Genomic DNA, 24,988 nt, shown 5'->3' with positions numbered 1-24,988 from the left:
CCACGCGGAGCGGTCAGAGGTTGCCGCGAGCCTCCTGTTCACGCTCGATCGCCTCGAACAGCGCCTTGAAGTTTCCCTTGCCGAAACCGAGAGAGCCGTGGCGTTCGATGAGTTCGAAGAAGACGGTCGGGCGGTCGGTGATCGGCTTGGTGAAGATCTGCAGCAGATATCCGTCCTCGTCGCGGTCGACCAGGATGCCGCGCGACTTCAACTCCTCCACGGGCACCCGGACCTTGCCGATGCGGGCGCGCAGCTCCGGATCCTCGTAGTAGGTGTCGGGGGCCGACAGGAATTCCACGCCCTCGCGGCGCAACGCGTCGACGGTGGTGAGGATGTCACCGGTGGCCAGGGCGATGTGCTGCACGCCCGGGCCGCGGTAGAACTCGAGGTACTCGTCGATCTGGGACTTCTTGCGGCTCACCGCGGGCTCGTTGAGCGGGAACTTCACCCGGTGGTTGCCGTTGGCGACGACCTTGCTCATCAGCGCGGAGTATTCGGTGGCGATATCGTCGCCCACGAATTCGGCCATGTTCTGGAAGCCCATGACCCGGCGGTAGAACTCCACCCACTCGTCCATCTTGCCGAGCTCGACATTGCCGACCACGTGATCGATGGCCTGGAACAGCCGCTTGGGCGCGCCCTCGCGCGGGACGTGGGTGGACTGCCGGGTGACGTAGCCGGGCAGGTACGGGCCGTTGTAGCGGGAGCGTTCGATCAGCGTGTGCCGGGTCTCGCCGTAGGTCGCCAGGGCCGCGACGCGGACGGTGCCGAACTCGTCGGATTCGTCATGCGGTTCGACGAGCACGGTCGCGCCCTGGGTGCGGGCCTGCGCGACGCACTTGTCCACATCGGGCACCTCGAGGGCGATATCGACGATGCCGTCGCCGTGCCGATCATGGTGGCCGACCAGCGGGCTGTCCGGATCCACCGCGCCCTTGATCACGAATCGCGCACTGCCGCTGCGCAATACGTAGGCCTTGTGGTCGCGGTTGCCGGTCTCGGGGCCGGAGTACGCCTCGAGCCGCATGCCGAAGGCCGACTCCAGGTAGTGCGCGGACTGGGTGGCGTTGCCGACCACCCAGACCAACGCGTCCCAGCCGATCACCGGAAACGGGTCGCCCTGCGAATCGTGGTCGACCAGGCCGACGAGGCGGCGGAGTTCATCGTCACTGGGCACGGCCGGACGGGCGTCCCTCGGTAGGTGCTCGGTTGTCATGCACTTAGGTAATCGCTGGACCGCAAGGCTGAGCAATATCGCCGAAATTCTTTAGACACCGTGGTGAATTACGTCACCAAATCGGCCGTTGTGCTGGACAATTTGAATAGAACAACGCGAGCTGAGGAAGAGGCTATGGGGCGCACTGTCGCGAAGCTGGACGAACTGGACCTGGCGATCCTGTCGGCCATGCACGAATACCAGAAGGCGGGCATTCTCGAGCTGTCCCGTCGCACCCGGGTGGCCCGGGCAACCGTCCAGTCGCGGATCGCCCGCATGGAGGAGGCGGGAGTGATCGCTTCCTATGATCCACACATCGATGTGACCGCGGCAGGGTTCGACGTACAGGCGTTCGTCACATTGGAGATCGCGCAGGGGGCACTCGACGCGGTCGCCGCCGATCTCGAGGCGATCCCGGGCGTGCTGGAGGCGTATGCCACCACCGGCTCGGCGGATGTGCTGTGCCGCATCGGCGCGGAATCGCATGCGGGCCTGCAGGCGGTGCTGCTGAGCATCGATCGCAGTGCGGCCGTGGTGCGTTCGCACAGCGTGATCGTGTTGTCGACCGTCGTCGCACATCGCACCCTGCCATTACTGCGCACGCTGACCCCGGCCGGGACGAGTAAGGCGCCCGCGTACCGCAACGCCGGGTCCTGACTCGGATCCGTCAGCGCAGCGTCACCACGACCTTGCCGGTGGCGGTCCGATTGTCCAGCGACGCAACGGCATCCGCCGCCCGGTCCAGCGGATACACCACCGGCTCGGGCGGGGCGATCGCGCCCGCGGCCAGCAACGGCTCCACCTCGGCCCACTGCTGCCGCAGATAGCCCGGATGCGACATTATCCATTCGCCCCAGGCCGCGCCGGTCACCTCGACGTTCTTGAGCAGCAGGCGATTCACCTTCACCGTGGGGATCTCGCCCGCGGTGAAGCCGACCACGAGCAGCCGCCCGGCCGAGGCGAGCGAGCGAATGCTGTCGGTGAAGCGGTCGCCACCGACCGGGTCGAGCACGATATCCACGCCGCGGCCGCCGGTCAGCTCCTTGACCGCGGCCAGCCAGCCGTCGGTCAGCACCACATCGGTCGCGCCGTTGGCCCGGGCCACCCGCGCCTTCTCCTCGGTGCTCACGACCGCGATCACCCGGCCCGCGCCGAGCGCGGCGGCCATGCGCAGTGTCGAGGTGCCGATGCCGCCCGCGGCGCCGTGCACCAGCACGGTCTCGCCCTGGGCCAGGCGACCCCGATTGCGCAGGCAGAAGTGCACGGTCAGATCGTTGAACAGGATGCCCGCGCCGGCCTCGAGGGAGACGTTGTCCGGCAGCTTGAACACCATCTGCGGCGGAGCCACCGCCACCTGGGCCATGGCATTGCCCAGCAGGGTCAGTGCCACCACCCGATCGCCCGGCCGCACCGCGGCGTCCTCGGGCGCCTCGCGCACGATCCCGGCCACCTCGCCGCCGACGACGAACGGGAGTTCGGGCTTCATCTGATAGAGCCCGCGGGTCATCAGCACATCCGGATACGCCACTCCCGCCGCGTGCACATCGATCACCACCGCGCCCGGATAGGGCGTCGGCTCCGCGATGTCGACGATCTCGATGGCCTCGGGCCCCTCGAGCTTGCTCACCTGGGCTGCGCGCATGTGCCGACCTCTCTGTCCGTGACTGCTCGCCCACAAGTTAAGCGTTCTTCACACAGGGCTGTCCATGGGAGCTGGTTTTGTTACGCTAAGGCGCTGAACTGAGCCTGAGGGGGAGTCATGGCGAACGACCAGCCATCCGGCGGCATGACCGTGGATCTTGCTGCGCTGCAAACCTTCGCGAACAACCTCACGTCCGAGGCGCACGGCATCGCCGGGCTGCACTCCGGGCTCGGCGACGCGGCGGGCGCACTACCCGGTACCCAGTGGAACGCGACCTGCACGCAGGCCGCGAGTTCGGTCGACAACGCCCTGAAACGCATCGGCGACCGCCTCACCAAGATCGCCGAAAGCGTCGAGCAGTCCGGCAAGGTCGTCCAACTCACCGACGACGAGTTCCGCGACAAGCTGACCAGGATCGGACTCCACACATGACCCTCACCATCCCCGATGTCGAACAGTGGAACCCGAGCCAACTGACCGCGGCCGCGGCCGCGGCCGGAAAGCTCAGCACCGACCTGGATCAGGCGGTCGCCAAGGGCTACACCGACACTCAGAAACTCCGCACCGACAAGAGCTGGACCGGCGGCAGCGCCGATATCGCCGAGAATCGGATGAATACGGAGAAGACGCGGTCCTCCGCGGTGAGTCAGGCGCTGGTGGAGTTGCAGACGGCGTTGGGGCAGCAGGTGACGAACCTCGAGAACGCCAAGAAGGCCGTGCTCGACGCGCGCGATGCGGCACTGCATCCCTCCACCGAGGACGGGGCAGAGCCGGGTCCGTTCGAGGTGGCGGACAACGGGGTGGTCACCGCGGTCAAGCGGAAGTCCTATTGGTCGGGCCTGCCGGGCCTGCACGACAACGAGATTCAAAGCCATCACCTGGATGAGGACGGTAAGGCCGCGACCCATCAGACCACCGTCACCAACGCTCTCAAACAGGCCGAACTCATCGCCGAATCCGCGACCACGGCGGTCGATACCGCCAAGGGCAAGGTCGACACGGCCTATACGGGCCTGGGCGACCCGAATATCGGCGCCGTCACCGCTCCCCCCGCCTCGACCGCCCCCGCGGCTGTTCCCGTTGCGGCGGCACCGATTTCGCGCCCCGCACCCAGTCACACCGCCACCAACGTCTCCTACAACGCTGGATCCAACGGCAGCCACAACGGCGGCAGCGGCTTCGGCTACCACGGCGGAACCGGTCTGACCGGAACGGATTTCGGCGCGCTGGGTTCGGGCTCATCGGGTGCGGATTCGCCGTCGGTCCCGGTGAGCGGCGATGTGAAGGATTGGATCGCCCAGGCCAAGCAGATCTTGATCCAGATGGGCTATCCGCCCGACGCGATCGACGAGGACGCGCTGGCGATCATCATCCAGCACGAATCCGGCGGCGACCCGTCGATCGTGAACGGCTGGGACAGCAACGCCGCCGCGGGCCACCCGTCGGTCGGCCTGATGCAGACCATCGATAGCACCTTCAACAGCTACGCCGTCGACGGACATCACCAGATCAAGAACCCCGTCGACAACATCCTCGCCGCAAGCCGCTACGCGATCGACCGGTACGGCTCGCTGGGCAATGTGCCCGGGGTCGTCGCCGTGCGGCATGGCGGCGCCTACGTCGGCTACTGACGGATTCGGAAGCTGTTGGGCAGCAGGGCCTATCGGACGACGGCCCGCTGCCGGTCCTCCCACAGCCGTTATCGGGGCCGACCGCGAAATCAGGCGAATCGAACTCGGCCCCAACGGTTTCACCTGCGGTCCCTCCCCTCGCTACTTCGTCGACGGATAGCACCGGTACACAGTCGCCGACGACGGGTAGTAACCGGGCAAACCGGGCATCCGTTACGGGCCGGTAGAGACGACTGAACATCACAGTGTGACGCACGCCCCGTAAAGTCATGTCACAAAAGCACGCACGAGGGAGCTCCAGTGTCACTCGATCAGCCACTCGCCCCGCTTCCCCAGGAGGGCATGGGCTTTGCCTCGGCGTGGCCCGTCCGGGCTGGCGATGTGGATCCGTACAACCGGCTGCGCTTCGATGCCGTGGCCCGATACCTGCAGGACATCGCGGAAGAGGACTTGCGCGCCGGGTTGTTCCATCGCACCGATCCACAGTGGATCGTGCGGCGCACGGTCATCGATGTGGTGCGGCCCGTGCTGTGGCCGGATCGGGTGGGGTTGCGGCGGTGGTGTTCGGCGATGTCGACCCGGTGGACGAATATGCGGGTGCAGGTCACCAGCGAGAACGGCGGTCTGATCGAGACCGAGGGATTCTGGATCAACATCAACGAGATGACCAATCGGCCGACCCGGATCAGCGACGAGGGGCTGGCGCATCTGGCCCGCACCGCGACCGAGCATCGGCTGCGCTGGCGGCCGTGGCTGAGCGATCCGACCCCGCCGGAGTCGGATACCGAACTGCCGTTTCCCGTGCGCGCCACCGATATCGATCAGTTCAACCATGTCAACAACGCCGCGTACTGGCAGGCCGTGGAGCATTTCCTGGTCGACTTCCCGAAGCTGGTGGCCGGGCCGCATCGCGCGGTCGTCGAGTACATCGCACCGGTGCTGGCGCGCCAGCACATCAGCGTGCGCAGCCGCTACGAGCCGGGCGATCGCACCGGACATCCCGTGCTGCGCCTGTGGTTCGTGGTCGGCGGCACCACCACGACAACGGTCCGGATCGGACCGCTCCCCACCTGAACGGCCGATCGCGCGTAGTTTGCTTGCTGTGCGAACGATCTCTCTCGCGCTCGGCGCGGTCACCACGGCACTGCTGTTCGGACTCACCGGCTGCGGCCATTCGTCCGATTCGGCGAAGCCCTCGCTCACCGGTTCGGCCCAGCAGACGATGAATCCGGCTGCGGTGCCGTCCCATTCGGCGACACCCATATCGAGTCCCCCCGCGCTGCTCCCGCCCCGGCCTACATCGGGGAACGGCCTGACCGATGTCGACTGCGGCCCGGTGGACGGCTCGAACGGTAAGGCCGCCACCGTCATCGCCGTCGCCACCGCCAACGCGCGCGTCGGCTGCACCGAGGCCGTCACGGTGGCCGTCCACTACGTCGGCACGCCGCGGTCGGCCGATGCGGCGACCGTGGACGGCTGGACCTGTGCGCCGCAACAGGATCCGGCCACGCCCTACCGCTGCGTCAAGGACGACCGCCTCATCGACCTGCGCGGCGGCGGCGGACCGGCGGCACCCACCGCGTCGGCCATACCGTCACGGACACCGACCGGGGACGTCAACTGCGGCCCGGTCACCGACGCGGGCGGCGGCACCCACACGGTGATGGCCGTGAACGTCCCGGGGACCGGTCAGGTCGGCTGCACCGAGGCCATCAACGTCGCCTCGGAATACGCCTCGCATGTGTCCAATTCGACCAGCGCGGTCGTCAGCGGTTGGCACTGCGATGCCCAACCGGATCCGAAGGCGCGTTCGCGATGCACGAAGAATGGGCTCGTCATCGATCTGCTGGATCAGTAGGTCCGGTCAGGGGCGGGAGGCCTTCAGTAGGTCTTCGCGGGAGGTGAACTTGACCCGGGGACGGCCGCCGGAGCGGCCGGCCGTCCGTTCGGCGGCGTCGATCGCCTTCCAGCCCTCGCGGTCGACCAGATCCGGTTGACGTTGGGACAGCAGGGTTTTCAGCGCGACGCGGTCGGCGGTTGGGGCGGTAAGTTTGCCGGAGGTGAAATCGACCAGCAGGTGGTCGACGGTCTCGGCGGCGTCCACACGGTTGGAGCCGATCACGCCGCGGGGGCCGCGCTTGATCCAGCCCGCGACGTAGACGCCCGGGATCGGATCGCCCTCGGCAAGCACCCGGCCGCCCGCGTTCGGGATGATGCCGGCGCGCTCGTCGAAGGGCAGATCCGGTACGGGCTGACCGCGATAGCCGATCGAGCGCAGCACCAGTGTGGCCGGGATGGTCTCGGTCCGGTCGGTGGCGCGCGCCACCAGCAGGCCGTCCTCGGCGATCAGTTCGTTATGCGCGAATTCCACGCCCTCGACGCGGTCGGCGCCGGTCAGGGCGGTCGGCGAGGTCAGGTAGCGGAAGACGATGCGCTTATGGGCCGGATTCGGCGTCTTGGCCGCATACTCCTGGGCCAGTTCGTATTTCAGCCGCAGCGAGGGTTCGATATCCGGATCGTCCAGCAGTGCACGACTTTCCGGATCCAGCTCGAGTTCGGCCGGATCGATGACGACGTCCACGCCCTTCAGATAGCCCAGTGCCAGGAACTCCGAGGAGGTGTAGGCGGCCTGCAGCGGCCCGCGTCGACCCAGCACGACGACCTCGCGAATACTGCTCTGCCGCAACGCGTCCAGCGCGTGATCCGCGATATCGGTCTTGGCCAGCTCGTCCGGATCCAGCGTCAGCACCCGCGCCACATCGAGGGCCACATTGCCGTTGCCGACGATCACCGCCCGCTCGCCGGACAGGTCGAAGCCGCGCTCGGCGAAATCGGGATGGCCGTTGTACCAGGCCACGAATTCGGTCGCGGAGTGGCTGCCCGCCAGCTCCTCGCCCGGCACGCCGAGCCGCCGGTCGGTGGAGGCGCCCACCGCGTAGATCACCGCGTGGTGATGGGCCAGCAGCTCCTCATGCGAGATATGCTCACCCACTTCGACATTCAGGTGATACTGCAGTGTGTCCCGCCGGAAGGCGCTGTCGAACATGGTCGACACCGCCTTGGTGCCGGGATGGTCGGGCGCGACACCGGCCCGCACCAGACCCCACGGCGTGGGCAGCCGGTCGAACATCTCCACCTCGACATCGGCGCGCCGCAGCAGTTCGTCGGCGGCGTAGCAGGCCGCCGGCCCCGCGCCCACGATCGCCACCCGCAGCGTGCCCAGCTCCTTCGGCGGCCGGGCGGGGGTGACCAACGGGTCGAAGTTGGATTCCAGCGGATGACGCTCGAAGTAGGCGCCGTTGATATCGCGGAACCGCGCCAGCGATGCGGTCAGATCCTCCTCGGAGAAGATGGCCTCCACCGGGCAGGCATCCACGCACGCGCCGCAGTCGATACAGGTATCGGGGTCGATGTAGAGCTGCTCGGTCGTCGCGAACTCGGGTTGCTCGGGAGTGGGACGAATGCAGTCGACCGGGCACTCGGGTACGCAACTGGCGTCGTTACAACAGCGCTGCGTGATCACGTAGGCCATATCTCGCGGATCCTCGAAACATCTCGGTGGTCCCCCGACCCGGTGAGCCGGGGCATGCGGCACGGCCATGTCCGCAAGCAGACAAGTGTGACGCCACCTTCAGTGTGCCTCGAGAGTGAGCTACATCTCCGAAAGGCTGTCCGGTTGTCGGGCCGGATCGGCTTACGGTAGTGGCCATGGCGCGGACCCTGATCCTGATGCGGCACGGCAAATCCGGCTATCCACCGGGCGTCGCCGACCATGAGCGGCCGCTGGCGCCGCGCGGCCGGCGCGAGGCCGGGCTGGCCGGTGAGTGGCTGCGGCGGACCCAGCCGGGGATCGACGCCGTGCGCTGCTCGACCTCGACCCGCACCCGCGAAACGCTGGCCGCGACCGGCCTCACCGCCCCGGTCGTCTTCGAACCGTCGATCTACGAGGCGTCACCGCGCGCGCTGATCGAACTCGTCCAGCTCACCGACGATGCCGTGGACACGCTGCTGCTGATCGGCCACGCGCCCGGAATGCCGTGGACCGCATGGGAATTGGCGGCGAACCGGGATTCGGCGGCCGCCACCGACCTCAGCCGCAAGTTCCCCACCTCCGCGCTGGCGGTTCTGGAATTCGACCGGACCTGGGCGGATGCGGACACCGGAACCGGTGAGCTGATCCGGTTCCACATCCCCCGCTAGCGCAGCAGCCGCCCCCGGACCACCACGACCGCGCCGAGCAGCACGAGGACGACCAGGGCCACGAACCAGTTGGTCAGCCACCAGACCACGCCCAGCAGCACCAGGGCGGGCAGCGCCGCGATAACGGCGATGACGGGACTTTCCTTGACCGTTTCCAGCGCCGAACGCGCCCGAAGCCGGTCGATCTCTTTTGCCATGCACCCAGCGTAGGCCGGTCGACGGCGACTTGCTTGGAGCGCACTCCAGGTAGGTACCGTGAAATGATCCGGCGGAAGGGCGAACCCGATGAGTGTGACGACGACATCAGAGCGGATATCCGACGATACGTTCAACCGACCCCGCTATTCGATCGGCGAGGTGGCCGAGCGATCCGGCCTCAGCCGCGACACGCTGCGCTGGTACGAGCGCATCGGCCTGATGAACTACGTGGGACGCGACGCCTCCGGTAAGCGCCGGTTCAGCGACCGCGATCTGAACTGGCTCGATCTGATCGGCAAACTGCGCTGCACCGGCATGTCGGTGGCCGATATGTTGCACTACGCCGAACTGGTCCGGGCCGGGGACGAGACCACGCCGCAGCGGCTCGAGATGTTCCGCAAGACCCGCACCGAGGTGCTGGCCCGCATCGAGGAGTTGCGGCAGACCGTCGAGGTGCTGGATCGCAAGATCGGCATCTACGAGGCTAAAAGCGCCACGCTGCAACACAATTCGGCATTGTAAGCATGTGACCGAACCGCTCCCGGATTCGGACTGCTAGCAAGTACCATCCGGTACTGTCGAAAGTCAATGCTCGAACGTGAACTTTGACGCGTCGGCTCGTAGGGGCCGCACGCCAATGGGATACTCCAGAGGTGCAGCGGCCCGAAGATATTCCGCAGACGGACCAGGACGTGCCACCCGGCGATCATCGTCCGGTCGTCGGGAGTTTCCGTTTCTGGTTCGCCGGCGAGCGCTGGGAATGGTCCGACGAGGTGGCGCGGATGCACGGCTACGAACCCGGCTCGGTGTCGCCCACGACCGAGCTGCTGCTGTCGCATAAGCATCCCGACGACCGCGCCCATGTCCAGGACGTCCTCGACTACGCGCTGCATTCGGGCGAATCGTTCTCGAGCCGGCACCGCTTCCTCGATACGCAGGGCGTCATCCACAACGTGATCGTGGTGGCCGACCGCATGTTCGACGAGTCCGGCGCGGTGGTCGGAACCTCGGGCTACTACATCGATGTCACCGACACCCTCGCTGAGGAACGGCAGGAGGTCCTCGACGAGACCCTGCCCGAACTGTTCGAGGCGCGCGCGGTCATCGAACAGGCCAAAGGGGTCCTGATGCGGATCTACCGCATCGACGCCGACCAGGCCTTCCGGATTCTGCGCTGGCGCTCGCAGGAGACGAACGTCAAATTGCGCACGCTGGCAGCGCGATTGATGGCCGAACTCCATACGCTGCCGCCCGCCCCGCCGGCCGTGCAGAGCCGGTTCGATCATCTGCTGCTGACCGTCCACGAGCGGATCCCCGAGGAGGGCTCCGATGCGCAGGTGAGCCCGACATCGGCGACCGGGCAGTCGTAATCTCTCCGGCGATACCGAAACCGCCGCCCGCGCAGTGCAATAGCCGCTATCCGATCAAACGGATGGTATGTCCGGTGTGTTCGGCCTTGGCCCGCAGATAGCGCAGATTGGACGGGGTGGCGTGCACGCCGGTGGGCACGGTCTCGCGCACATCGATGCCGTGCGCGCGCAGCTGACGCGGCTTATCCGGATTGTTGGTGAGCAGATCGACCGCGGTCGCGCCCAGCGCGGTCAGTATCTGCGCGGCGGCGCGGTAGTCGCGGCCGTCCTCGGGCAGGCCCAGCGCGGTATTGGCCTGATAGGTGTCCAGGCCCTGGTCCTGCAGGGCATAGGCGTCGAGCTTGTTGTACAGCCCGATATCGCGACCCTCCTGACGCAGATACAGCAATATGCCGCCGGTCTCGGCGATGCGCTCGACCGCCTCGCGCAGCTGCGGACCGCAATCGCAACGGGCCGAGCCGAACACATCCCCGGTCAGACATTCCGAATGCAGCCGGACCAAGGGCGTGCGCGCGAGCGGGCGATGGCCGAGCAGTAGCGCGAGATGTTCCCTCCCGTCGGCGAGCCCATTGAAGGTGACCGCCTCCGCATTCGCCGAATAGCCGTCACCGAAGGTGAGCGGAATGCGCACGCGAGTGCGGACCGTGGCCGTATCTGTCATGGCTGCTCCGATGTCCAGGGACGCTTCGTTCAAATTTGAACAGAAGGTTTCGGGAAGTTATTCCAACCAGAACAACGAACGGTAACCTCGCATCATGAGCGTTCCGCGCTGGCTGAATGAAACTGAGCAGCGCGCCTGGCTTGCCTTCATCACCGCCGGGGGCCTGCTCAATCGTCGCCTCGATCAGCAGCTGGAACACGATGCCGGACTGTCGCATCTGCAGTACGCGATCCTGGTCCAGCTGGCGGCCGCGCCCGGACACGAGCTTCGGATGAGCGAGCTGGCCACCACACTGCTCAATTCCAAGAGCAAGCTGACCTATCAGATCGATCGACTCGAGCAGGCCGGGCTGGTGCGGCGGCGATCGTGTCCCACCGATATGCGCGCGGTGTACGCGGTACTCACCGAAGCCGGGCGGCACAAGCTCGAACAGGCCGCGCCCGGACATGTGGCGGCCGTGCGCGAACTGTTCGTCGATGCGCTGACCCCCGAACAGCTCCGGGCGATCGGCAATGGTTTGGGTGAGATCGTGCGCAGGCTGCGCAACGAGCACTGAACGGATTCCCGGGCCCGGTTACGATTCGTCCGCTATGCAATCACCCGCGCTCGATGCCCGCATCTGGATCGATAAGCAGACCCCCGAGCCCTTCCACGCCCTGGGCGCCGTCGCGCTCGCGGTCCGCACCGCGGCCACGGCGGCCGGATTGGACCGCGCCCTGGTCGAATTGGTCAATGTCCGCGTCTCCCAGCTGAACGGCTGCCCGTACTGCCTGAACCTGCACACCCGGCTGGCGGTGGAGGCCGGAGTCACCCAGCAGCAACTGGATGTGCTGGACGCCTGGCGGCGTTCGGACCTCTACCCGCCGCTGCAGCGCGCCGCCCTCGCCCTGGCCGAGCTGACCACCGCGTTACCGGATGAACAGACCCTCGAGCGTGAGTATGCTCTTGCGCGACAACACATGTCGGATGATCAGGTATCCGTCGTCATCTGGGTCGCGACGACCATCGGTGCGTTCAATCGCGTGTCGATCATGAGCAAGCATCCGGTGCGGGCGCGGAAGGAGAACTGAACCAATGACCGAACAGACTATGGCCTCGGCCGTCGTCCGCAACGACGCGCAACATCGCTATGAGGTGTGGTACGGCGACAAGCTGGCCGGATTCGCCGAATACCGGGAGCACGACGACGACACCGTCTTCATCCATACCGAGGTGGACACCGAATTCAGCGGTAAGGGTCTGGCAAACACATTGGCGCACGGCGCGATCGAGGACGTGGTGGCGCGCGGCCGGGCCATCGTGGCGCGCTGCCCGTTCGTCAAGAGCTGGCTGGACAAACATCCGGAATACGATGAGCACGTGGTCGGGAAGGGTATCGCGCGATGAGTAAGCCTCATGAGTGACCTCGAGGATCGTCCGGACGCCGCGGTCTGCGAGGCATCGCCCGCGCCCGGACCGCGCGCGGAGTTCTATCCCGCGCGCGAGGTACCGCTGGGCGGGGTGCGCGGCGTCACCGTGGAACGCGTACTGCCGCAACGTGATCTGCCGACGGTGGGCGCGTGGTGCTTCCTCGACCACTTCGGATCCCAGGCGCCCAGCGACGATCTGCCGCCGAATATCGATCCGCATCCGCATATCGGGCTGCAGACCGTCACCTGGCCGTTCGACGGACGCATTCGCCATCGAGACAGCATCGGCTCGGATGTGGAGATCGAGCCGGGGCAGCTGAATCTGATGACCTCCGGGCGCGGCATCGCGCATTCGGAGTACACCGTGGCGGGCGCGCCCGCGGGTCACGGACTGCAGTTCTGGATCGCGCTGCCCGACGGAAAGCGGTGGATCGACCCGCATTTCGAACAGCATCGCGAGCTGCCGGTGCTGGAGCTGCCGGGATTGAGTGCCCGGGTGCTGATCGGCGCGCTGGCCGGGGTGAGCTCCCCCGCCGCCGCGTACAGCCCGATCGTCGGGGCGGATCTGCTGATCGCCATGGGTGCGGACGTAACACTGCCCCTGACAACGGAATTCGAGCACGCCGTGCTGGTGATCGAGGGCGAGCTGACCGTGGCGGGTACGAAGGCAGGGCCGGGACCGCTGCTGTATCTGGGCAGCGATCGGACCGAGCTGCGGCTGTCGAGCGAGACCGGCGCGCATGCGGTGCTCATCGGCGGTGAACCGTTCGGCGAGGATCTGGTGATGTGGTGGAACTTCGTGGGGCGCAGCCACGACGAGATCGATGCGGCGCGCACCGATTGGGAGAACCATGACACCGGGCGCTTCGACGCTATCGCGGGCCACCCACCGCAGCAGCGCATTCCCGCGCCACCCTTGCCGAACCTGCGGTTGAAGCCGCGTAAACGGCGGACGGGTGGCGATCACCGATAGTCACACCGGATCGGAAGCCACTGTCTCCGAATCCCATTCGCCCGGCATGGTCTGAGTTCCGATGACGCGCAACAGATCCATCCTCTCCTGAGCGTCGGTGCCGGGGCGCGGATAGTAGACCAGCAGTTTCTGGGCCTCGGTCGGGGTGAGAAGAGTCTCGCAGACCAGATCCAGCCGGCCGACGCGGGGATGGATGATGACCTTGGCATCGCTGATCCGCACGGCCACTTCGTGTTCGGTCCACAGCCGCTCGAATTCGGCACTGGCGGAACGCAATCGGGTCACCAACTCGGTCACGTCGGCATCGCCCGCGCGGCGCGCGGCGGTGGCACGCAGATCGGCGACGTGGCGGCGGGTCAGGCGAGCCCAGTCCTCCTCCGGGAACTTGCCGCGCTCCCCGGGGTGGGTGAACCAGCGCACCATCAGATAACGATCCATTCCCGTCAGTCCCGAGACATCACCCATGAGCAGGACGTGCATCCGGTTCTGCACCAGGACCTCGCCCAGATCCGACACCACGCAGGCCGGGGTGTCGGTGAGCTTGTTCAGCAGATACAGCAGACCGGGGCCGACGTGCCGATCGCCGACGCGCGTGGGCGCGGAATGGCCGCACAGGTGGTAGAGGTGATCGCGCTCGTCGTCGCTCAGCCGCAGCGCGCGGGCCAGCGAGCCGAGCACCTGCACCGACGGATTCGGGCCGCGGGACTGTTCGAGACGGGTGTAGTAATCGGTCGACATGCCCGCGAGCAGCGCCACCTCGTCGCGCCGCAGGCCCGGCGTGCGGCGGCGGACGCCCGGCGCCACGCCCACATCCGACGGTTGCAGCTGTTCGCGGCGGCGGCGCAGGAAATCGGCGAGTTCGGCACGGTCCATGGCTCCACTGTGCGCCCCGGCCGCGCCCGCAGCCAGGGATCGCCGATCCCCCGATGAACAATCTCTCCCGAAGCTCCGGATCCGCGCGCAGGATTCTCATCATGACGAATATCGAGACAGTGCGGCTGGGAACCACCGGACCCGAGGTCGGCCGCCTCGGATTGGGCGCGATGGGCATGTCCGGGGTGTACGGCCAGGCCGACGAGATCGAATCCGCCGCGACCATTCACGCCGCCCTGGATTCGGGCGCGAATCTGATCGATACCGGCGATTTCTACGGGATGGGCCATAACGAGATGCTCATCCACCGGGCGCTGGCCGATCGCAAGCGCGAGGACTATCTGCTCAGCGTGAAGTTCGGCGGCCTGCGCGGGCCGGACGGCAGCTGGGGCGGCTTCGACGGCCGGCCCGAGGCGGTCCGCAACTTCCTCGCGTATTCCCTGCAACGGCTCGGCGTCGATTACATCGATATCTACCGCCCCGCGCGCCTGGATCCGGCCGTGCCGATCGAGGAGACGGTCGGCGCGATCGCGGAGATGATCGAGAAGGGTTACGTCCGGCATATCGGCCTGTCGGAGGTGGGCGCCCAGACGCTGAAGCGGGCCGCGGCCGTCCATCCGATCGTGGATCTGCAGATCGAGTATTCGCTCATCTCCCGCGGCATCGAGGCCGAGATCCTGCCGACCGCCCGCGAATTGGGCATCGGCATCACCGCCTACGCCGTGCTGTCCCGCGGCCTGCTCAGCGATTCACTCCGCGGCGGCACACCCCTCGCCCCCGATGATTTCCGCGCCCACAGCCCCCGCTTCCAGGGCGATAACCTCACCACCAACCTCCGCCTGGTCGACGCCCTGGCCGATATCGCCGCCGCCCGCGGCGTCACCGTGGCCCAACTGGCCATCGCCTGGGTCCTGGCCCGCGGCATCGATATCGTCCCCCTGATCGGCGCCCGCCGCCGCGACCGCTGGTCGGAATCCGTTGCCGCCCTGGATATCCACCTCTCCGACACCGAACTGGCCACCATAGCCGCCGCCACCCCCGCCGACCGGATAGCAGGCGACCGCTACGCGGCCCCCCAAATGGCCACCCTCGACAGCGAACGGTAGCCCCGGCCGCGCCCTCGCCCTGGCCTCGGCCGCCACCCTGTCCTCGCCCTGGCCTCGGTCGGCCACCCTGTCCCTCGCCCCGGCCGCCAGGCCGGGGCGAGGGCTCATTTCCCATATGCGACATTCCCATTTACGCCGTGCCGCAACGCTTCTGCTCACGCTCCGCAGCCGGTAGGTTCGTGCGGAATAACGGGTTTGCCGGGTTGTGATTATGAGGGAAGTGCGGATGCGGATTTCGAGAATCGTTGCGGCGGCTGGGCTCTGCGTGAGTGTGGTGGCGGGCGCGACGGGTGCCGCGGCGGCCGAGCCCGCCGCGGGTGAACGGGCGGGGCTCGCGATGAACGGCGCCGATCACGGCGTCGATTATCAGGTCGGATTGAGCGAGGACGACCGGTCCGTGGTGAGTTCCATTGCGGCGGGCCGATTCCTGACGACCTGGGATGCGAAATCGGTTGCGGTAACCGATGATTCGGGGCATCTCATCGCCACCCTGCCGCTGGGGTACGACATCGCCGGTAAACATATCGAACTCACGCCGATGCTCGAGGATGCCGGACGTCGGCTGACCCTCACCCCGGTGGCCGAAACCGCGGCGCCACTGCGCGATATCGAGGCACAACGCCGACTGTTCGACCTCGTGCAGACCAATCTGCCCGCGGTGGCGACGGGCGCGGCGATCGGCGCGGCCATCGGATTCGTGCTCGGCTTCCCGGCGGGCCTGTTCATCGTCGACTTCATCACGGTGCCGATCACGACCGTGCTGGGCGGGCTGATGGGCGCGGCCGCCGGGATCTATTTCAGCGGCGGCCAGCCCGCCCTGGACACCGCCTTGGAATCGGTGAACGGCCTCATTGCCGGCGTGGTCGAACCACCGCGGTGAATTCCGCTGCCGCCACTCGCTTTCCGGCACCGTCGGTGATCTCCACGGGCAGCACGATCTCGATCGGGATGCGGGCCTGAATATCGGCCCGCATCCGATCCACCTGCGCCGCGGTCAATTCCGAGGTCGCCGAGTACGGCCCCGCCGAACCCTTTGCCCGCGCCAGGTATTCGATCCGCCCGTCGCGCGCCACGACGAACGCGTCCGCCATCAGATCCACGATCCCGGAGACGGACGCGCCCATGGCCGCCGTTTCGGCCAGCCCGAACACCATGGCGGCGTGCAGATCACCGTTGTGGTTGAGATGTTCCGGCGCGGGCGTCATCGTCACGACATTGCGGCCCGGCCGATACTCCGCGCCCTCGATCCCCGCGAACCGGATGAACCCCAGCTTCTTGAATCCGGCCATCACCAGCTCACCCAGTGCCGCGTCAGTCATCGCCGCTCCCATCGGTATTGAAACAAGTTCTACTTTTCATACCGGGCGGGCCGGGCATTTGTCCACGGAACGGGCGAGATCGGAAGTTCTGAAACGAATCAAAGTCAGAATCATCCCATTCTGACTAAGCTCCATGTCGTTGCGCCACCGTCGCAGCACACATCGGGTCTGCCGACCCTCGAGCCCTCAGGACTATGCCCATGTACTCGCTCATCGCCCTCATCGACTCCAACTCCGCCGGCTCGGTGAACATCGCCAGCGTGATCACCAACATGCTCAACGTCTTCGTCACCGGATCCTCCGGCTCGACCAGCAACGGCGGCGGCATCTTCCACTGACCCCCGCGGCCCGCTCGAGGTGAGCGGGCCGATCTCATCTCCGGCGGACGCGGTAGGCGGATAACAGTTCGGCCCCCGCTCCGAAACTCGGAGCGGGGGCCGAAAGCTGTTGCCTAGCCGATGATTACCGGTAGTCGCTGAAGCCGTAGTCGTCCAGCGGCACCGCGGCACCCGTGGTCTGGCCGAAGCCGTCCGGGGTGTAGTAGGTGTCGTCGTAGGACGGGACGGCGTAGGCGGCCGCGCGGGCCTCCTCGGTCGGCTGGACCTGGATGTTGCGGTAACGGTTGATACCGGTACCGGCCGGGATCAGCTTGCCGATGATCACGTTCTCCTTCAAGCCGATCAGCTTGTCGGAGCGGCAGTTGATCGCGGCGTCCGTGAGCACGCGGGTCGTCTCCTGGAAGGAGGCGGCCGAGAGCCAGGAATCCGTGGCCAGCGAGGCCTTGGTGATACCCATCAGCACCGGACGGCCGGCCGCGGGCTCGGCGCCCTCGGACACGACGCGGCGGTTGGAGCCCTCGAACTCGGCGCGCTCGACCAGCGAACCGGGCAGGAACTCCGTCGCACCCGAATCGATGATCGTGACGCGACGCAGCATCTGCCGGACGATGACCTCGATGTGCTTGTCGTGGATGGACACACCCTGCGACCGGTACACCTCCTGGACCTCGTGCACCAGGTGGATCTGCACCTGACGCGGGCCCATGATGCGCAGCACCTCGTGCGGATCCGCCGAACCCTCCAGCAGCTGCTGGCCGACCTCGACATGGTCACCGTCGGCGAGCAGACGCTCGGAGCCGTCCTCGTGCTTGAACACCCGCAGACGCTGACGCTTCGACAGCTTGTCGTAGAGCACTTCTTCCGAACCGTCGTCCGGAATGATCGTGATCTTGTAGAAGCGGTCGTCGTCCTCCAGCCGCACGCGACCCGAGACCTCCGCGATGGGGGCCTTGCCCTTGGGCACACGGGCCTCGAACAGCTCCTGCACGCGGGGCAGACCGCCGGTGATGTCATCACCCGCGACACCACCCTGGTGGAAGGTACGCATGGTCAGCTGGGTACCGGGCTCACCGATGGACTGCGCGGCGACGATACCGACGGCCTCGCCGACATCGACCAGCTTGCCGGTCGCCATCGAACGGCCGTAGCACATGGCACACACACCCGTACCCGAGGTGCAGGTCAGCACCGAGCGGACCTTGACCTCGGTGACACCCGCCTCGAGCAGCGCGTCGATGGCCGGGTCGCCGATGTCGTGACCCTTCTCGACGACAACGTTGCCCTTGGCGTCGACGATGTCGATCGCCGCGGTCCGGGCGTAGGTGCTGGTCTCCACGTGCGGATCGCGGATCAGCGTGCCGTCGGGCAGCTTCTCGGCGATGTGCACGTTGATACCGCGCTCGGTGCCACAGTCGGTCTCGCGCACGATGACGTCCTGCGACACGTCCACCAGACGACGGGTCAGGTAACCCGAGTCGGCGGTACGAAGCGCGGTGTCGGCCAGACCCTTTCGCGCACCGTGGGTGTTGATGAAGTACTCCAGAACCGTCAGGCCCTCACGGAAGGAGGACTTGATCGGCCGCGGGATGAACTCACCCTTCGGGTTGGTCACCAGGCCCTTCATGCCCGCGAGGGTACGAGTCTGGGTGAAGTTACCCGTGGCGCCCGAATCGACGATCGTGATGATCGGGTTATCGGCCGGGTAGTGCGCGCGCAGCGCCTTACCGACCTCTTCGGTGGCCTCCTGCCAGATCTTGACCAGGGCGTTGTTGCGCTCCTGATGATCGAGAGCACCACGCTGGTACTTCTTCTCGATCTGATCCGACTGCGCCTCGTAGCGCTCCATGATCTCGGCCTTCTCCGGCGGAACCAGAACGTCCGACATGGAGACGGTGACACCGGACCGGGTGGCCCAGTAGAAACCGGCGTCCTTGAGCTTGTCGACGGTCTGCGCGACCACGATCATCGGATAACGCTCGGCCAGATCGTTGATGATCGCGGCCTGACGCTTCTTCGGCATCTGCTCGTCGATGAACGCGTAGTCCGCCGGCAGCAGCTCGTTGAACAGCACGCGGCCCAGGGTGGTCAGCGTGGTCCACGCGTCGCCGCGGGTCCAGCCGTCCGGGAACAGCTCGGTCTCGACCTCCCGCTGCGGACGCTGATCGGTCAACCGGACCTTGATCAGCGAACGCACGGTCAGCTCGCCGCGGTCGACGGCCATCTGCGCCTCGGCCGGCGAGGAGTACACGCCGAACTCCGGCTCGTCCTTGGCGGCCGCGCGGTACTCGCCCTTCGCGCCCTCTTCCAGGCGGGTCAGGTAGAACAGACCGGTCACCATGTCCAGACGGGGCATGGCCAGCGGGCGGCCGGACGCCGGGGACAGGATGTTGTTCGAGGACAGCATCAGGATGCGGGCCTCGGCCTGCGCCTCCGCCGACAGCGGCAGGTGCACGGCCATCTGGTCACCGTCGAAGTCGGCGTTGAACGCCTCACAGACGAGCGGGTGCAGCTGAATGGCCTTGCCTTCCACCAGAAGTGGTTCGAAGGCCTGGATACCCAGCCGGTGCAGGGTGGGCGCACGGTTCAGCAGCACGGGGTGCTCGGCGATGACCTCTTCGAGGACGTCCCACACCTGCGGCCGCTGCCGCTCGACCATCCGCTTGGCGGACTTGATGTTCTGCGCGTGGTTGAGATCCACCAGCCGCTTCATGACGAACGGCTTGAACAGCTCGAGCGCCATCAGCTTCGGCAGACCGCACTGGTGCAGCTTGAGCTGCGGGCCGACGACGATGACCGAACGGCCCGAGTAGTCGACGCGCTTACCGAGCAGGTTCTGACGGAAGCGACCCTGCTTACCCTTGAGCAGATCCGACAGCGACTTCAGCGGGCGGTTACCCGGTCCGGTGACCGGGCGGCCGCGGCGGCCGTTGTCGAACAGGGCGTCGACCGACTCCTGAAGCATGCGCTTCTCGTTGTTCACGATGATCTCGGGCGCACCCAGATCGATCAGTCGCTTCAAACGGTTGTTGCGGTTGATGACGCGGCGGTACAGGTCGTTCAGGTCGGAGGTCGCGAAGCGGCCACCGTCCAGCTGCACCATCGGACGCAGCTCCGGCGGGATCACCGGCACGGCGTCGAGAACCATGCCCATCGGCGAGTTGCCGTTGGTCTGGAACGCGGCCACGACCTTCAGACGCTTCAGCGCGCGAAGCTTCTTCTGGCCCTTGCCCGTACGAATGGTCTCGCGCAGGTTCTCGGCCTCGGCCGGGATGTCGAACTGCTCCATGAGCTTCTGGATCGCCTCGGCGCCCATCGCTCCGGTGAAGTACTCGCCGTAGCGATCCTGCAGCTCGCGGTAGAGGACCTCGTCCACGATCAGCTGCTTGATCGACAGCTTGGTGAAGGTGGTCCAGATCTCGTCGAGCCGGTCCAGCTCGCGCTGGGCGCGGTCGCGCAGCTGACGCATCTCGCGCTCGCCGCCGTCCTTGACCTTGCGGCGAACATCGGACTTGGCGCCCTCGGCCTCCAGCTCGGCCAGATCGGCCTCGAGCTTCTGCGCGCGGGCCTCGAGGTCGGTGTCGCGCTGATCGGCGACGGTCTTCTTCTCGACCTCCATCTCGGCCTCGAGCGTGGACAGCTCGTTGTGCCGCAGCTCGTCGTCGACGGCCACGATCACGTAGGCGGCGAAGTAGATGATCTTCTCGAGATCCTTCGGCGCCAGGTCGAGCAGGTAGCCCAGGCGCGAGGGAACACCCTTGAAGTACCAGATGTGGGTGACCGGCGCGGCCAGCTCGATGTGGCCCATCCGCTCACGACGCACCTTGGCGCGGGTCACCTCGACGCCACAGCGCTCACAGATGATGCCCTTGAAGCGCACGCGCTTGTACTTGCCGCAGTAGCACTCCCAGTCCCGCGTGGGACCGAAGATCTTCTCGCAGAACAAGCCGTCCTTCTCCGGCTTGAGCGTGCGGTAGTTGATGGTCTCCGGCTTCTTGACCTCACCGTACGACCAGTTTCGGATGTCTTCGGCGGTGGCCAAGCCGATCCGGAGTTCATCGAAGAAGTTGACGTCTAGCACGTAACTTCCTTTCCCCTGTTCGGGTTGAGTTTTGAGCAAAATTCGCTAGTGGTGTTGCCCCCGAGCCCTTTTCAGGGCTCGGGGACCGAATCGGCTCACTGCGCCAGGTCGTCGACAGTCGCAGCCTCGTTGCGGGACAGGTTGATTCCCAGGTTCGCCGCGGCGCGCTCGAGATCCTCGTCCTCGCCCTCGCGTAGTTCGATCGCGGCGCCGTCGGACGACAGCACCTCGACGTTCAAGCACAGGGACTGGAGCTCCTTGAGCAGAACCTTGAACGACTCCGGAATACCCGGCTCGGGGATGTTCTCGCCCTTGACGATCGCCTCGTACACCTTCACACGACCCACCACGTCATCGGACTTGATGGTGAGCAGTTCCTGCAGCGTGTAGGCGGCGCCGTAGGCCTGCATGGCCCAACATTCCATCTCACCGAAACGCTGACCACCGAACTGCGCCTTACCACCCAGCGGCTGCTGCGTGATCATCGAGTACGGACCGGTCGAACGCGCGTGAATCTTATCGTCGACCAGGTGGTGCAGTTTCAGGATGTACATGTAGCCGACCGCCACCGGATACGGGAACGGCTCGCCGGAACGGCCGTCGAACAACGTCGACTTACCGTCGGAGTTGACCATCGTCTCGCCGTCGCGGTTGGGCAGGGTCGAGGCGAGCAGACCGGTCAGCTCCTCCTCGCGCGCACCGTCGAACACCGGGGTCGCGATGTTGGTGTCGGCGGGCTGGCCGAGCATCTCCTCGGGCAGGTTCTCCGCCCACTCGGGAGAGCCGTCGACCTGCCAACCGGCCTTGGCGATCCACCCGAGGTGGGTCTCCAGGATCTGGCCGATGTTCATACGACGCGGCACACCATGGGTATTCAGGATGATGTCGACCGGCGTGCCATCGGGCATGAACGGCATGTCCTCCTTCGGGAGGATCTTGCCGATAACACCCTTGTTACCGTGACGACCGGCGAGCTTGTCACCGTCCTGAATCTTGCGCTTCTGCGCCACATACACGCGCACCAGCTCGTTGACACCCGGAGGCAGATCGTCGTCGTCCTCACGCGAGAACACCCGGATACCGATGACCTTGCCGGACTCACCGTGAGGCACCTTCAGCGACGTATCACGGACCTCACGCGCCTTCTCACCGAAGATCGCACGCAGCAACCGCTCCTCCGGAGTCAGCTCGGTCTCACCCTTCGGGGTCACCTTGCCGACCAGGATGTCGCCGTCACGAACCTCGGCACCGATACGCACGATGCCGCGCTCGTCGAGATCCGCGAGGACCTCATCGGAGACGTTCGGGATATCCCGGGTGATCTCCTCGGCACCGAGCTTGGTGTCGCGGGCGTCGATCTCGTGCTCCTCGATATGGATCGAGGTGAGGACGTCCTCTTCCACGAGGCGCTGCGACAGGATGATCGCGTCCTCGTAGTTGTGGCCCTCCCACGGCATGATCGCCACGAGCAGGTTCTTGCCCAGGGCCATCTCACCGTTCTCGGTGCACGGCCCGTCGGCCAGAACCTGGCCCTTCTCGACCCGCATGCCCTCGTCCACGATCGGACGCTGGTTGGCGCAGGTGCCCTGGTTCGAGCGAGCGAACTTGCGCATGCGGTACGAGCGGCGGGTGCCGTCGTCGTGCATGACGGTGATGTAGTCGGCCGAAACCTCTTCCACCACACCGGGCTTCTCGTTGACGACCACATCGCCGGCGTCGACCGCGGCACGCAGTTCCATACCGGTGCCGACCAGCGGCGACTCGGAACGGATCAGCGGCACGGCCTGACGCTGCATGTTCGCGCCCATGAGGGCACGGTTGGCGTCGTCGTGCTCGAGGAACGGAATCATGGCGGTCGCCACCGACACCATCTGGCGCGGCGAGACATCCATGTAGTCCACCGCGCTCGCGGGGACGAGCTCGTTCTCCTCGTTACCACGACGGGCGAGAACGCGATCCTCGAGGAAGTTGCCGTCCGAGTCCACCGGCGAGTTCGCCTGGGCGCGGATGTGGCGGTCCTCTTCGTCGGCGGTCAGGTACACGACATCGTCGGTGACCCGGCCGTCGGCGACCTTGCGGTACGGGGTCTCGATGAAGCCGAACGGGTTGACCCGCGCGTACACCGACAGCGAGCCGATCAGACCGATGTTCGGGCCTTCCGGCGTCTCGATCGGGCACATGCGGCCGTAGTGCGAGGGGTGCACGTCACGGACTTCCAGACCGGCGCGCTCACGGGACAGACCACCGGGGCCCAGCGCCGAGAGGCGACGCTTGTGGGTCAGGCCCGACAGCGGGTTGTTCTGGTCCATGAACTGCGACAGCTGCGAGGTGCCGAAGAACTCCTTGATCGCCGCCACGACGGGACGGATGTTGATCAGGGTCTGCGGCGTGATCGCCTCGACGTCCTGGGTCGTCATGCGCTCGCGCACAACGCGTTCCATACGCGACAGGCCGACCCGGATCTGGTTCTGGATCAGCTCGCCGACGGTGCGCAGGCGACGGTTGCCGAAGTGGTCGATATCGTCGACCGAGACCGGGACCTCGACGCCCGCGGGGGCGGTCATGGCCTTATCGCCCTGGTGCAGGCGGACCAGGTACTCGATGGTGGTGACGATGTCGTCGCGGGTCAGCACCGAACCGGTGATCGGCTCGCCCGGGTGCAGGCCCAGCTTCTTGTTGACCTTGTAGCGGCCGACGCGCGCGAGGTCGTAGCGCTTCTCCTTGAAGAACAGGTTCTCCAGCAGGGTCTGCGCGGACTCCTTGGTCGGCGGCTCGCCCGGACGCAGCTTGCGGTAGATGTCCAGCAGCGCCTCGTCCTGACCGGCGGTGTTGTCCTTCTCCAGCGTCGACATCATGATCTCGGAGAAGCCGAAGCGCTCGACGATCTCCTCGGTGGTCAGGCCGAGCGCCTTGAGCAGCACGGTGACCGGCTGACGCCGCTTGCGATCGATGCGCACGCCGACGGTGTCGCGCTTGTCGACATCGAATTCGAGCCACGCGCCGCGGCTCGGGATCACGCGCACGCTGTGCAGCAGCTTCTCGGTGCCCTTATCGATGGACTCGTCGAAGTAGACGCCCGGCGAACGAACCAGCTGCGAGACGACGACGCGCTCGGTGCCGTTGATGATGAACGTGCCCTTGTCGGTCATCATCGGGAAATCGCCCATGAAGACCGTCTGAGACTTGATCTCACCGGTGTTGTTGTTGATGAACTCCGCGGTGACGAACAACGGCGCCGCGTAGGTCATGTCCTTGTCTTTGCACTCATCGATGGAGGCCTTGACCTCTTCGAAGCGCGGATCGGAGAAGGACAGGGACATCGATCCCGAGAAGTCCTCGATCGGCGAGAGCTCTTCGAGCACCTCCTCGAGCCCGCCGAACGGATTGACGTCGCCGCGGGCGATCGCCTTCTCCCGCCAATCCGGCGAACCGATCAACCAGGCGAACGAGTCGGTCTGTAGATCGAGAAGACCCGGAACCCCGAGAGGCTCACGGATCTTCGCGAAAGACACCCGCTTCGGGGCTCCGGGGATACCGGCCTTGGTCTGGGTGGAGACTGCCAAGATGCGTCCTTCCAGCACCTCACGCGCGTCGCGTGGTGGTCCGCGACCGTCGCTTGTCTTTGCTACGAGTTCCGCTGGTTACACCCCGCACGAAACCCGAACAGCAAGGAACGGAAGTAACACCTCGACGGTGGAACTTTCGTGTGCGATCAAGGTATGGACAGGAGGCAGCCAGCGCAACGTCCAAACCTACACCCATACAGAAGGGGTGTCAAAGTACCACCCGAGCCGAGTTTCAAACAGTTGGCGCGCCGAACCCGTTTCCGCTGGCTGCGTTCGGGCCCATGGGCTGCGTCTCAACCGGGGCACTCGACCCTGTGACAGCTGCCGCTGTTGTGAATAGCGTGACTGGTCGGACGGGACTCGTCAAGTGGCGAGGCCGTCACAGCGGCCCCGAGATCGCCTGTGGCG

Annotated in this window: 24 protein-coding genes; 15 read left to right on the top strand and 9 right to left on the bottom strand. The window is 66.3% G+C overall.

The features are described from left to right. Positions 1-13: 13 nt before the first annotated feature. The gene (hppD, locus tag ACIA76_RS25250; RefSeq protein ID WP_397154725.1) at positions 14-1,216 is read right to left on the bottom strand and encodes a 4-hydroxyphenylpyruvate dioxygenase; all 1,203 of its coding nucleotides are present in this window, start codon (positions 1,214-1,216) and stop codon (positions 14-16) included. 135 nt (positions 1,217-1,351) lie between these two features. Between hppD and ACIA76_RS25245 the strand changes: the two genes are divergently transcribed. Continuing rightward, entirely contained in the window at positions 1,352-1,873 is a 522-nt protein-coding gene (locus ACIA76_RS25245; protein ID WP_397154724.1) for an Lrp/AsnC family transcriptional regulator, read from the top strand. Between the two features lie 10 nt (positions 1,874-1,883). On the opposite strand, the gene ACIA76_RS25240 is transcribed toward ACIA76_RS25245, so the two are convergent. Then, positions 1,884-2,858: an NADPH:quinone oxidoreductase family protein gene (locus ACIA76_RS25240; protein WP_397154723.1), complete on the bottom strand. Its 975-nt coding sequence runs from the start codon at positions 2,856-2,858 to the stop codon at positions 1,884-1,886. Between the two features lie 117 nt (positions 2,859-2,975). Between ACIA76_RS25240 and ACIA76_RS25235 the strand changes: the two genes are divergently transcribed. From ACIA76_RS25235 to ACIA76_RS25220, 4 genes are all read left to right on the top strand, one after another. Next, complete coding sequence (locus tag ACIA76_RS25235) at positions 2,976-3,290, top strand: ESX-1 secretion-associated protein (RefSeq protein ID WP_397154722.1); 315 nt, start codon at positions 2,976-2,978, stop codon at positions 3,288-3,290. Next, positions 3,287-4,489, top strand: a complete 1,203-nt coding sequence (locus tag ACIA76_RS25230; RefSeq protein ID WP_397154720.1) for a transglycosylase SLT domain-containing protein — start codon at positions 3,287-3,289, stop codon at positions 4,487-4,489. The genes ACIA76_RS25235 and ACIA76_RS25230 overlap by 4 nt, the downstream gene beginning before the upstream one ends. Before the next feature lie 300 nt (positions 4,490-4,789). After that, entirely contained in the window at positions 4,790-5,563 is a 774-nt protein-coding gene (locus ACIA76_RS25225; protein WP_397154718.1) for an acyl-[acyl-carrier-protein] thioesterase, read from the top strand. Positions 5,564-5,591: 28 nt separating this feature from the next. Beyond that, entirely contained in the window at positions 5,592-6,347 is a 756-nt protein-coding gene (locus tag ACIA76_RS25220; protein ID WP_397154717.1) for a hypothetical protein, read from the top strand. A gap of 6 nt (positions 6,348-6,353) precedes the next feature. Here the strand turns inward: ACIA76_RS25220 and ACIA76_RS25215 are convergent, their stop codons facing one another. Continuing rightward, positions 6,354-8,021, bottom strand: coding sequence for an FAD-dependent oxidoreductase (locus ACIA76_RS25215; protein WP_397154715.1), 1,668 nt, complete (start codon positions 8,019-8,021; stop codon positions 6,354-6,356). Between the two features lie 176 nt (positions 8,022-8,197). On the opposite strand from ACIA76_RS25215, the gene ACIA76_RS25210 reads away from it, so the two are divergent. Next, positions 8,198-8,689 (top strand): SixA phosphatase family protein, encoded by a 492-nt coding sequence (locus ACIA76_RS25210; RefSeq protein ID WP_397154713.1) that lies wholly within the window; start codon positions 8,198-8,200, stop codon positions 8,687-8,689. On the opposite strand, the gene ACIA76_RS25205 is transcribed toward ACIA76_RS25210, so the two are convergent. Then, on the bottom strand, positions 8,686-8,886 hold the full coding sequence (locus ACIA76_RS25205; protein ID WP_397154711.1) for a hypothetical protein: 201 nt from the start codon (positions 8,884-8,886) through the stop codon (positions 8,686-8,688). The two genes, ACIA76_RS25210 and ACIA76_RS25205, sit on opposite strands and share 4 nt — an antisense overlap. Positions 8,887-8,974: 88 nt before the next feature. Here ACIA76_RS25205 and ACIA76_RS25200 point away from each other — a divergent pair, with 88 nt between their 5' ends. Then, positions 8,975-9,409, top strand: coding sequence for a MerR family transcriptional regulator (locus ACIA76_RS25200; RefSeq protein ID WP_397154709.1), 435 nt, complete (start codon positions 8,975-8,977; stop codon positions 9,407-9,409). A 149-nt stretch (positions 9,410-9,558) separates the two neighbouring features. Then, complete coding sequence (locus ACIA76_RS25195; RefSeq protein ID WP_397155065.1) at positions 9,559-10,257, top strand: PAS and ANTAR domain-containing protein; 699 nt, start codon at positions 9,559-9,561, stop codon at positions 10,255-10,257. A 46-nt stretch (positions 10,258-10,303) separates the two neighbouring features. On the opposite strand, the gene ribA is transcribed toward ACIA76_RS25195, so the two are convergent. Continuing rightward, entirely contained in the window at positions 10,304-10,918 is a 615-nt protein-coding gene (ribA, locus tag ACIA76_RS25190) for a GTP cyclohydrolase II (protein WP_397154707.1), read from the bottom strand. A 94-nt stretch (positions 10,919-11,012) separates the two neighbouring features. Here ribA and ACIA76_RS25185 point away from each other — a divergent pair, with 94 nt between their 5' ends. The 4 genes from ACIA76_RS25185 to ACIA76_RS25170 are packed head-to-tail and all read left to right on the top strand — an operon-like array spanning position 11,013 to position 13,300. Next, positions 11,013-11,474 carry a MarR family winged helix-turn-helix transcriptional regulator gene (locus ACIA76_RS25185; RefSeq protein WP_397154705.1) on the top strand — a complete coding sequence of 154 codons (462 nt, stop codon included), beginning with the start codon at positions 11,013-11,015 and terminating at the stop codon, positions 11,472-11,474. Between the two features lie 34 nt (positions 11,475-11,508). Continuing rightward, the gene (locus tag ACIA76_RS25180) at positions 11,509-11,988 is read left to right on the top strand and encodes a carboxymuconolactone decarboxylase family protein (RefSeq protein ID WP_397154703.1); all 480 of its coding nucleotides are present in this window, start codon (positions 11,509-11,511) and stop codon (positions 11,986-11,988) included. A 4-nt stretch (positions 11,989-11,992) separates the two neighbouring features. Next, positions 11,993-12,304, top strand: coding sequence for a GNAT family N-acetyltransferase (locus tag ACIA76_RS25175; RefSeq protein ID WP_397154701.1), 312 nt, complete (start codon positions 11,993-11,995; stop codon positions 12,302-12,304). Positions 12,305-12,313: 9 nt separating this feature from the next. After that, positions 12,314-13,300, top strand: coding sequence for a pirin family protein (locus ACIA76_RS25170; protein ID WP_397154699.1), 987 nt, complete (start codon positions 12,314-12,316; stop codon positions 13,298-13,300). Here the strand turns inward: ACIA76_RS25170 and ACIA76_RS25165 are convergent, their stop codons facing one another. Beyond that, a complete protein-coding gene (locus ACIA76_RS25165) occupies positions 13,301-14,173 on the bottom strand; it encodes a helix-turn-helix transcriptional regulator (protein WP_397154697.1) in 873 nt (290 codons plus the stop codon). A gap of 101 nt (positions 14,174-14,274) precedes the next feature. Between ACIA76_RS25165 and ACIA76_RS25160 the strand changes: the two genes are divergently transcribed. Together ACIA76_RS25160 and ACIA76_RS25155 are read left to right on the top strand one after the other, a co-directional pair. Further along, complete coding sequence (locus ACIA76_RS25160) at positions 14,275-15,279, top strand: aldo/keto reductase (RefSeq protein WP_397154695.1); 1,005 nt, start codon at positions 14,275-14,277, stop codon at positions 15,277-15,279. A 226-nt stretch (positions 15,280-15,505) separates the two neighbouring features. Beyond that, positions 15,506-16,159 (top strand): hypothetical protein, encoded by a 654-nt coding sequence (locus tag ACIA76_RS25155; RefSeq protein WP_397154694.1) that lies wholly within the window; start codon positions 15,506-15,508, stop codon positions 16,157-16,159. Here ACIA76_RS25155 and ACIA76_RS25150 read toward each other — a convergent pair. Further along, the gene (locus tag ACIA76_RS25150; protein WP_397154692.1) at positions 16,128-16,598 is read right to left on the bottom strand and encodes a PaaI family thioesterase; all 471 of its coding nucleotides are present in this window, start codon (positions 16,596-16,598) and stop codon (positions 16,128-16,130) included. The two genes, ACIA76_RS25155 and ACIA76_RS25150, sit on opposite strands and share 32 nt — an antisense overlap. Positions 16,599-16,798: 200 nt before the next feature. Between ACIA76_RS25150 and ACIA76_RS25145 the strand changes: the two genes are divergently transcribed. After that, on the top strand, positions 16,799-16,936 hold the full coding sequence (locus tag ACIA76_RS25145; protein ID WP_397154690.1) for a hypothetical protein: 138 nt from the start codon (positions 16,799-16,801) through the stop codon (positions 16,934-16,936). A gap of 124 nt (positions 16,937-17,060) precedes the next feature. Here the strand turns inward: ACIA76_RS25145 and ACIA76_RS25140 are convergent, their stop codons facing one another. Beyond that, positions 17,061-21,014, bottom strand: a complete 3,954-nt coding sequence (locus ACIA76_RS25140; RefSeq protein WP_397154689.1) for a DNA-directed RNA polymerase subunit beta' — start codon at positions 21,012-21,014, stop codon at positions 17,061-17,063. Positions 21,015-21,109: 95 nt separating this feature from the next. Next, positions 21,110-24,595 (bottom strand): DNA-directed RNA polymerase subunit beta, encoded by a 3,486-nt coding sequence (locus ACIA76_RS25135; protein WP_397154687.1) that lies wholly within the window; start codon positions 24,593-24,595, stop codon positions 21,110-21,112. Positions 24,596-24,988 lie beyond the last annotated feature (393 nt).

This window comes from Nocardia sp. NPDC051570, assembly GCF_044454005.1.
Taxonomy (GTDB): Bacteria; Actinomycetota; Actinomycetes; order Mycobacteriales; family Mycobacteriaceae; genus Nocardia.
Note: the sequence above shows the minus strand (reverse complement) of the source record. Positions and strands in the feature narration are given on the sequence as shown.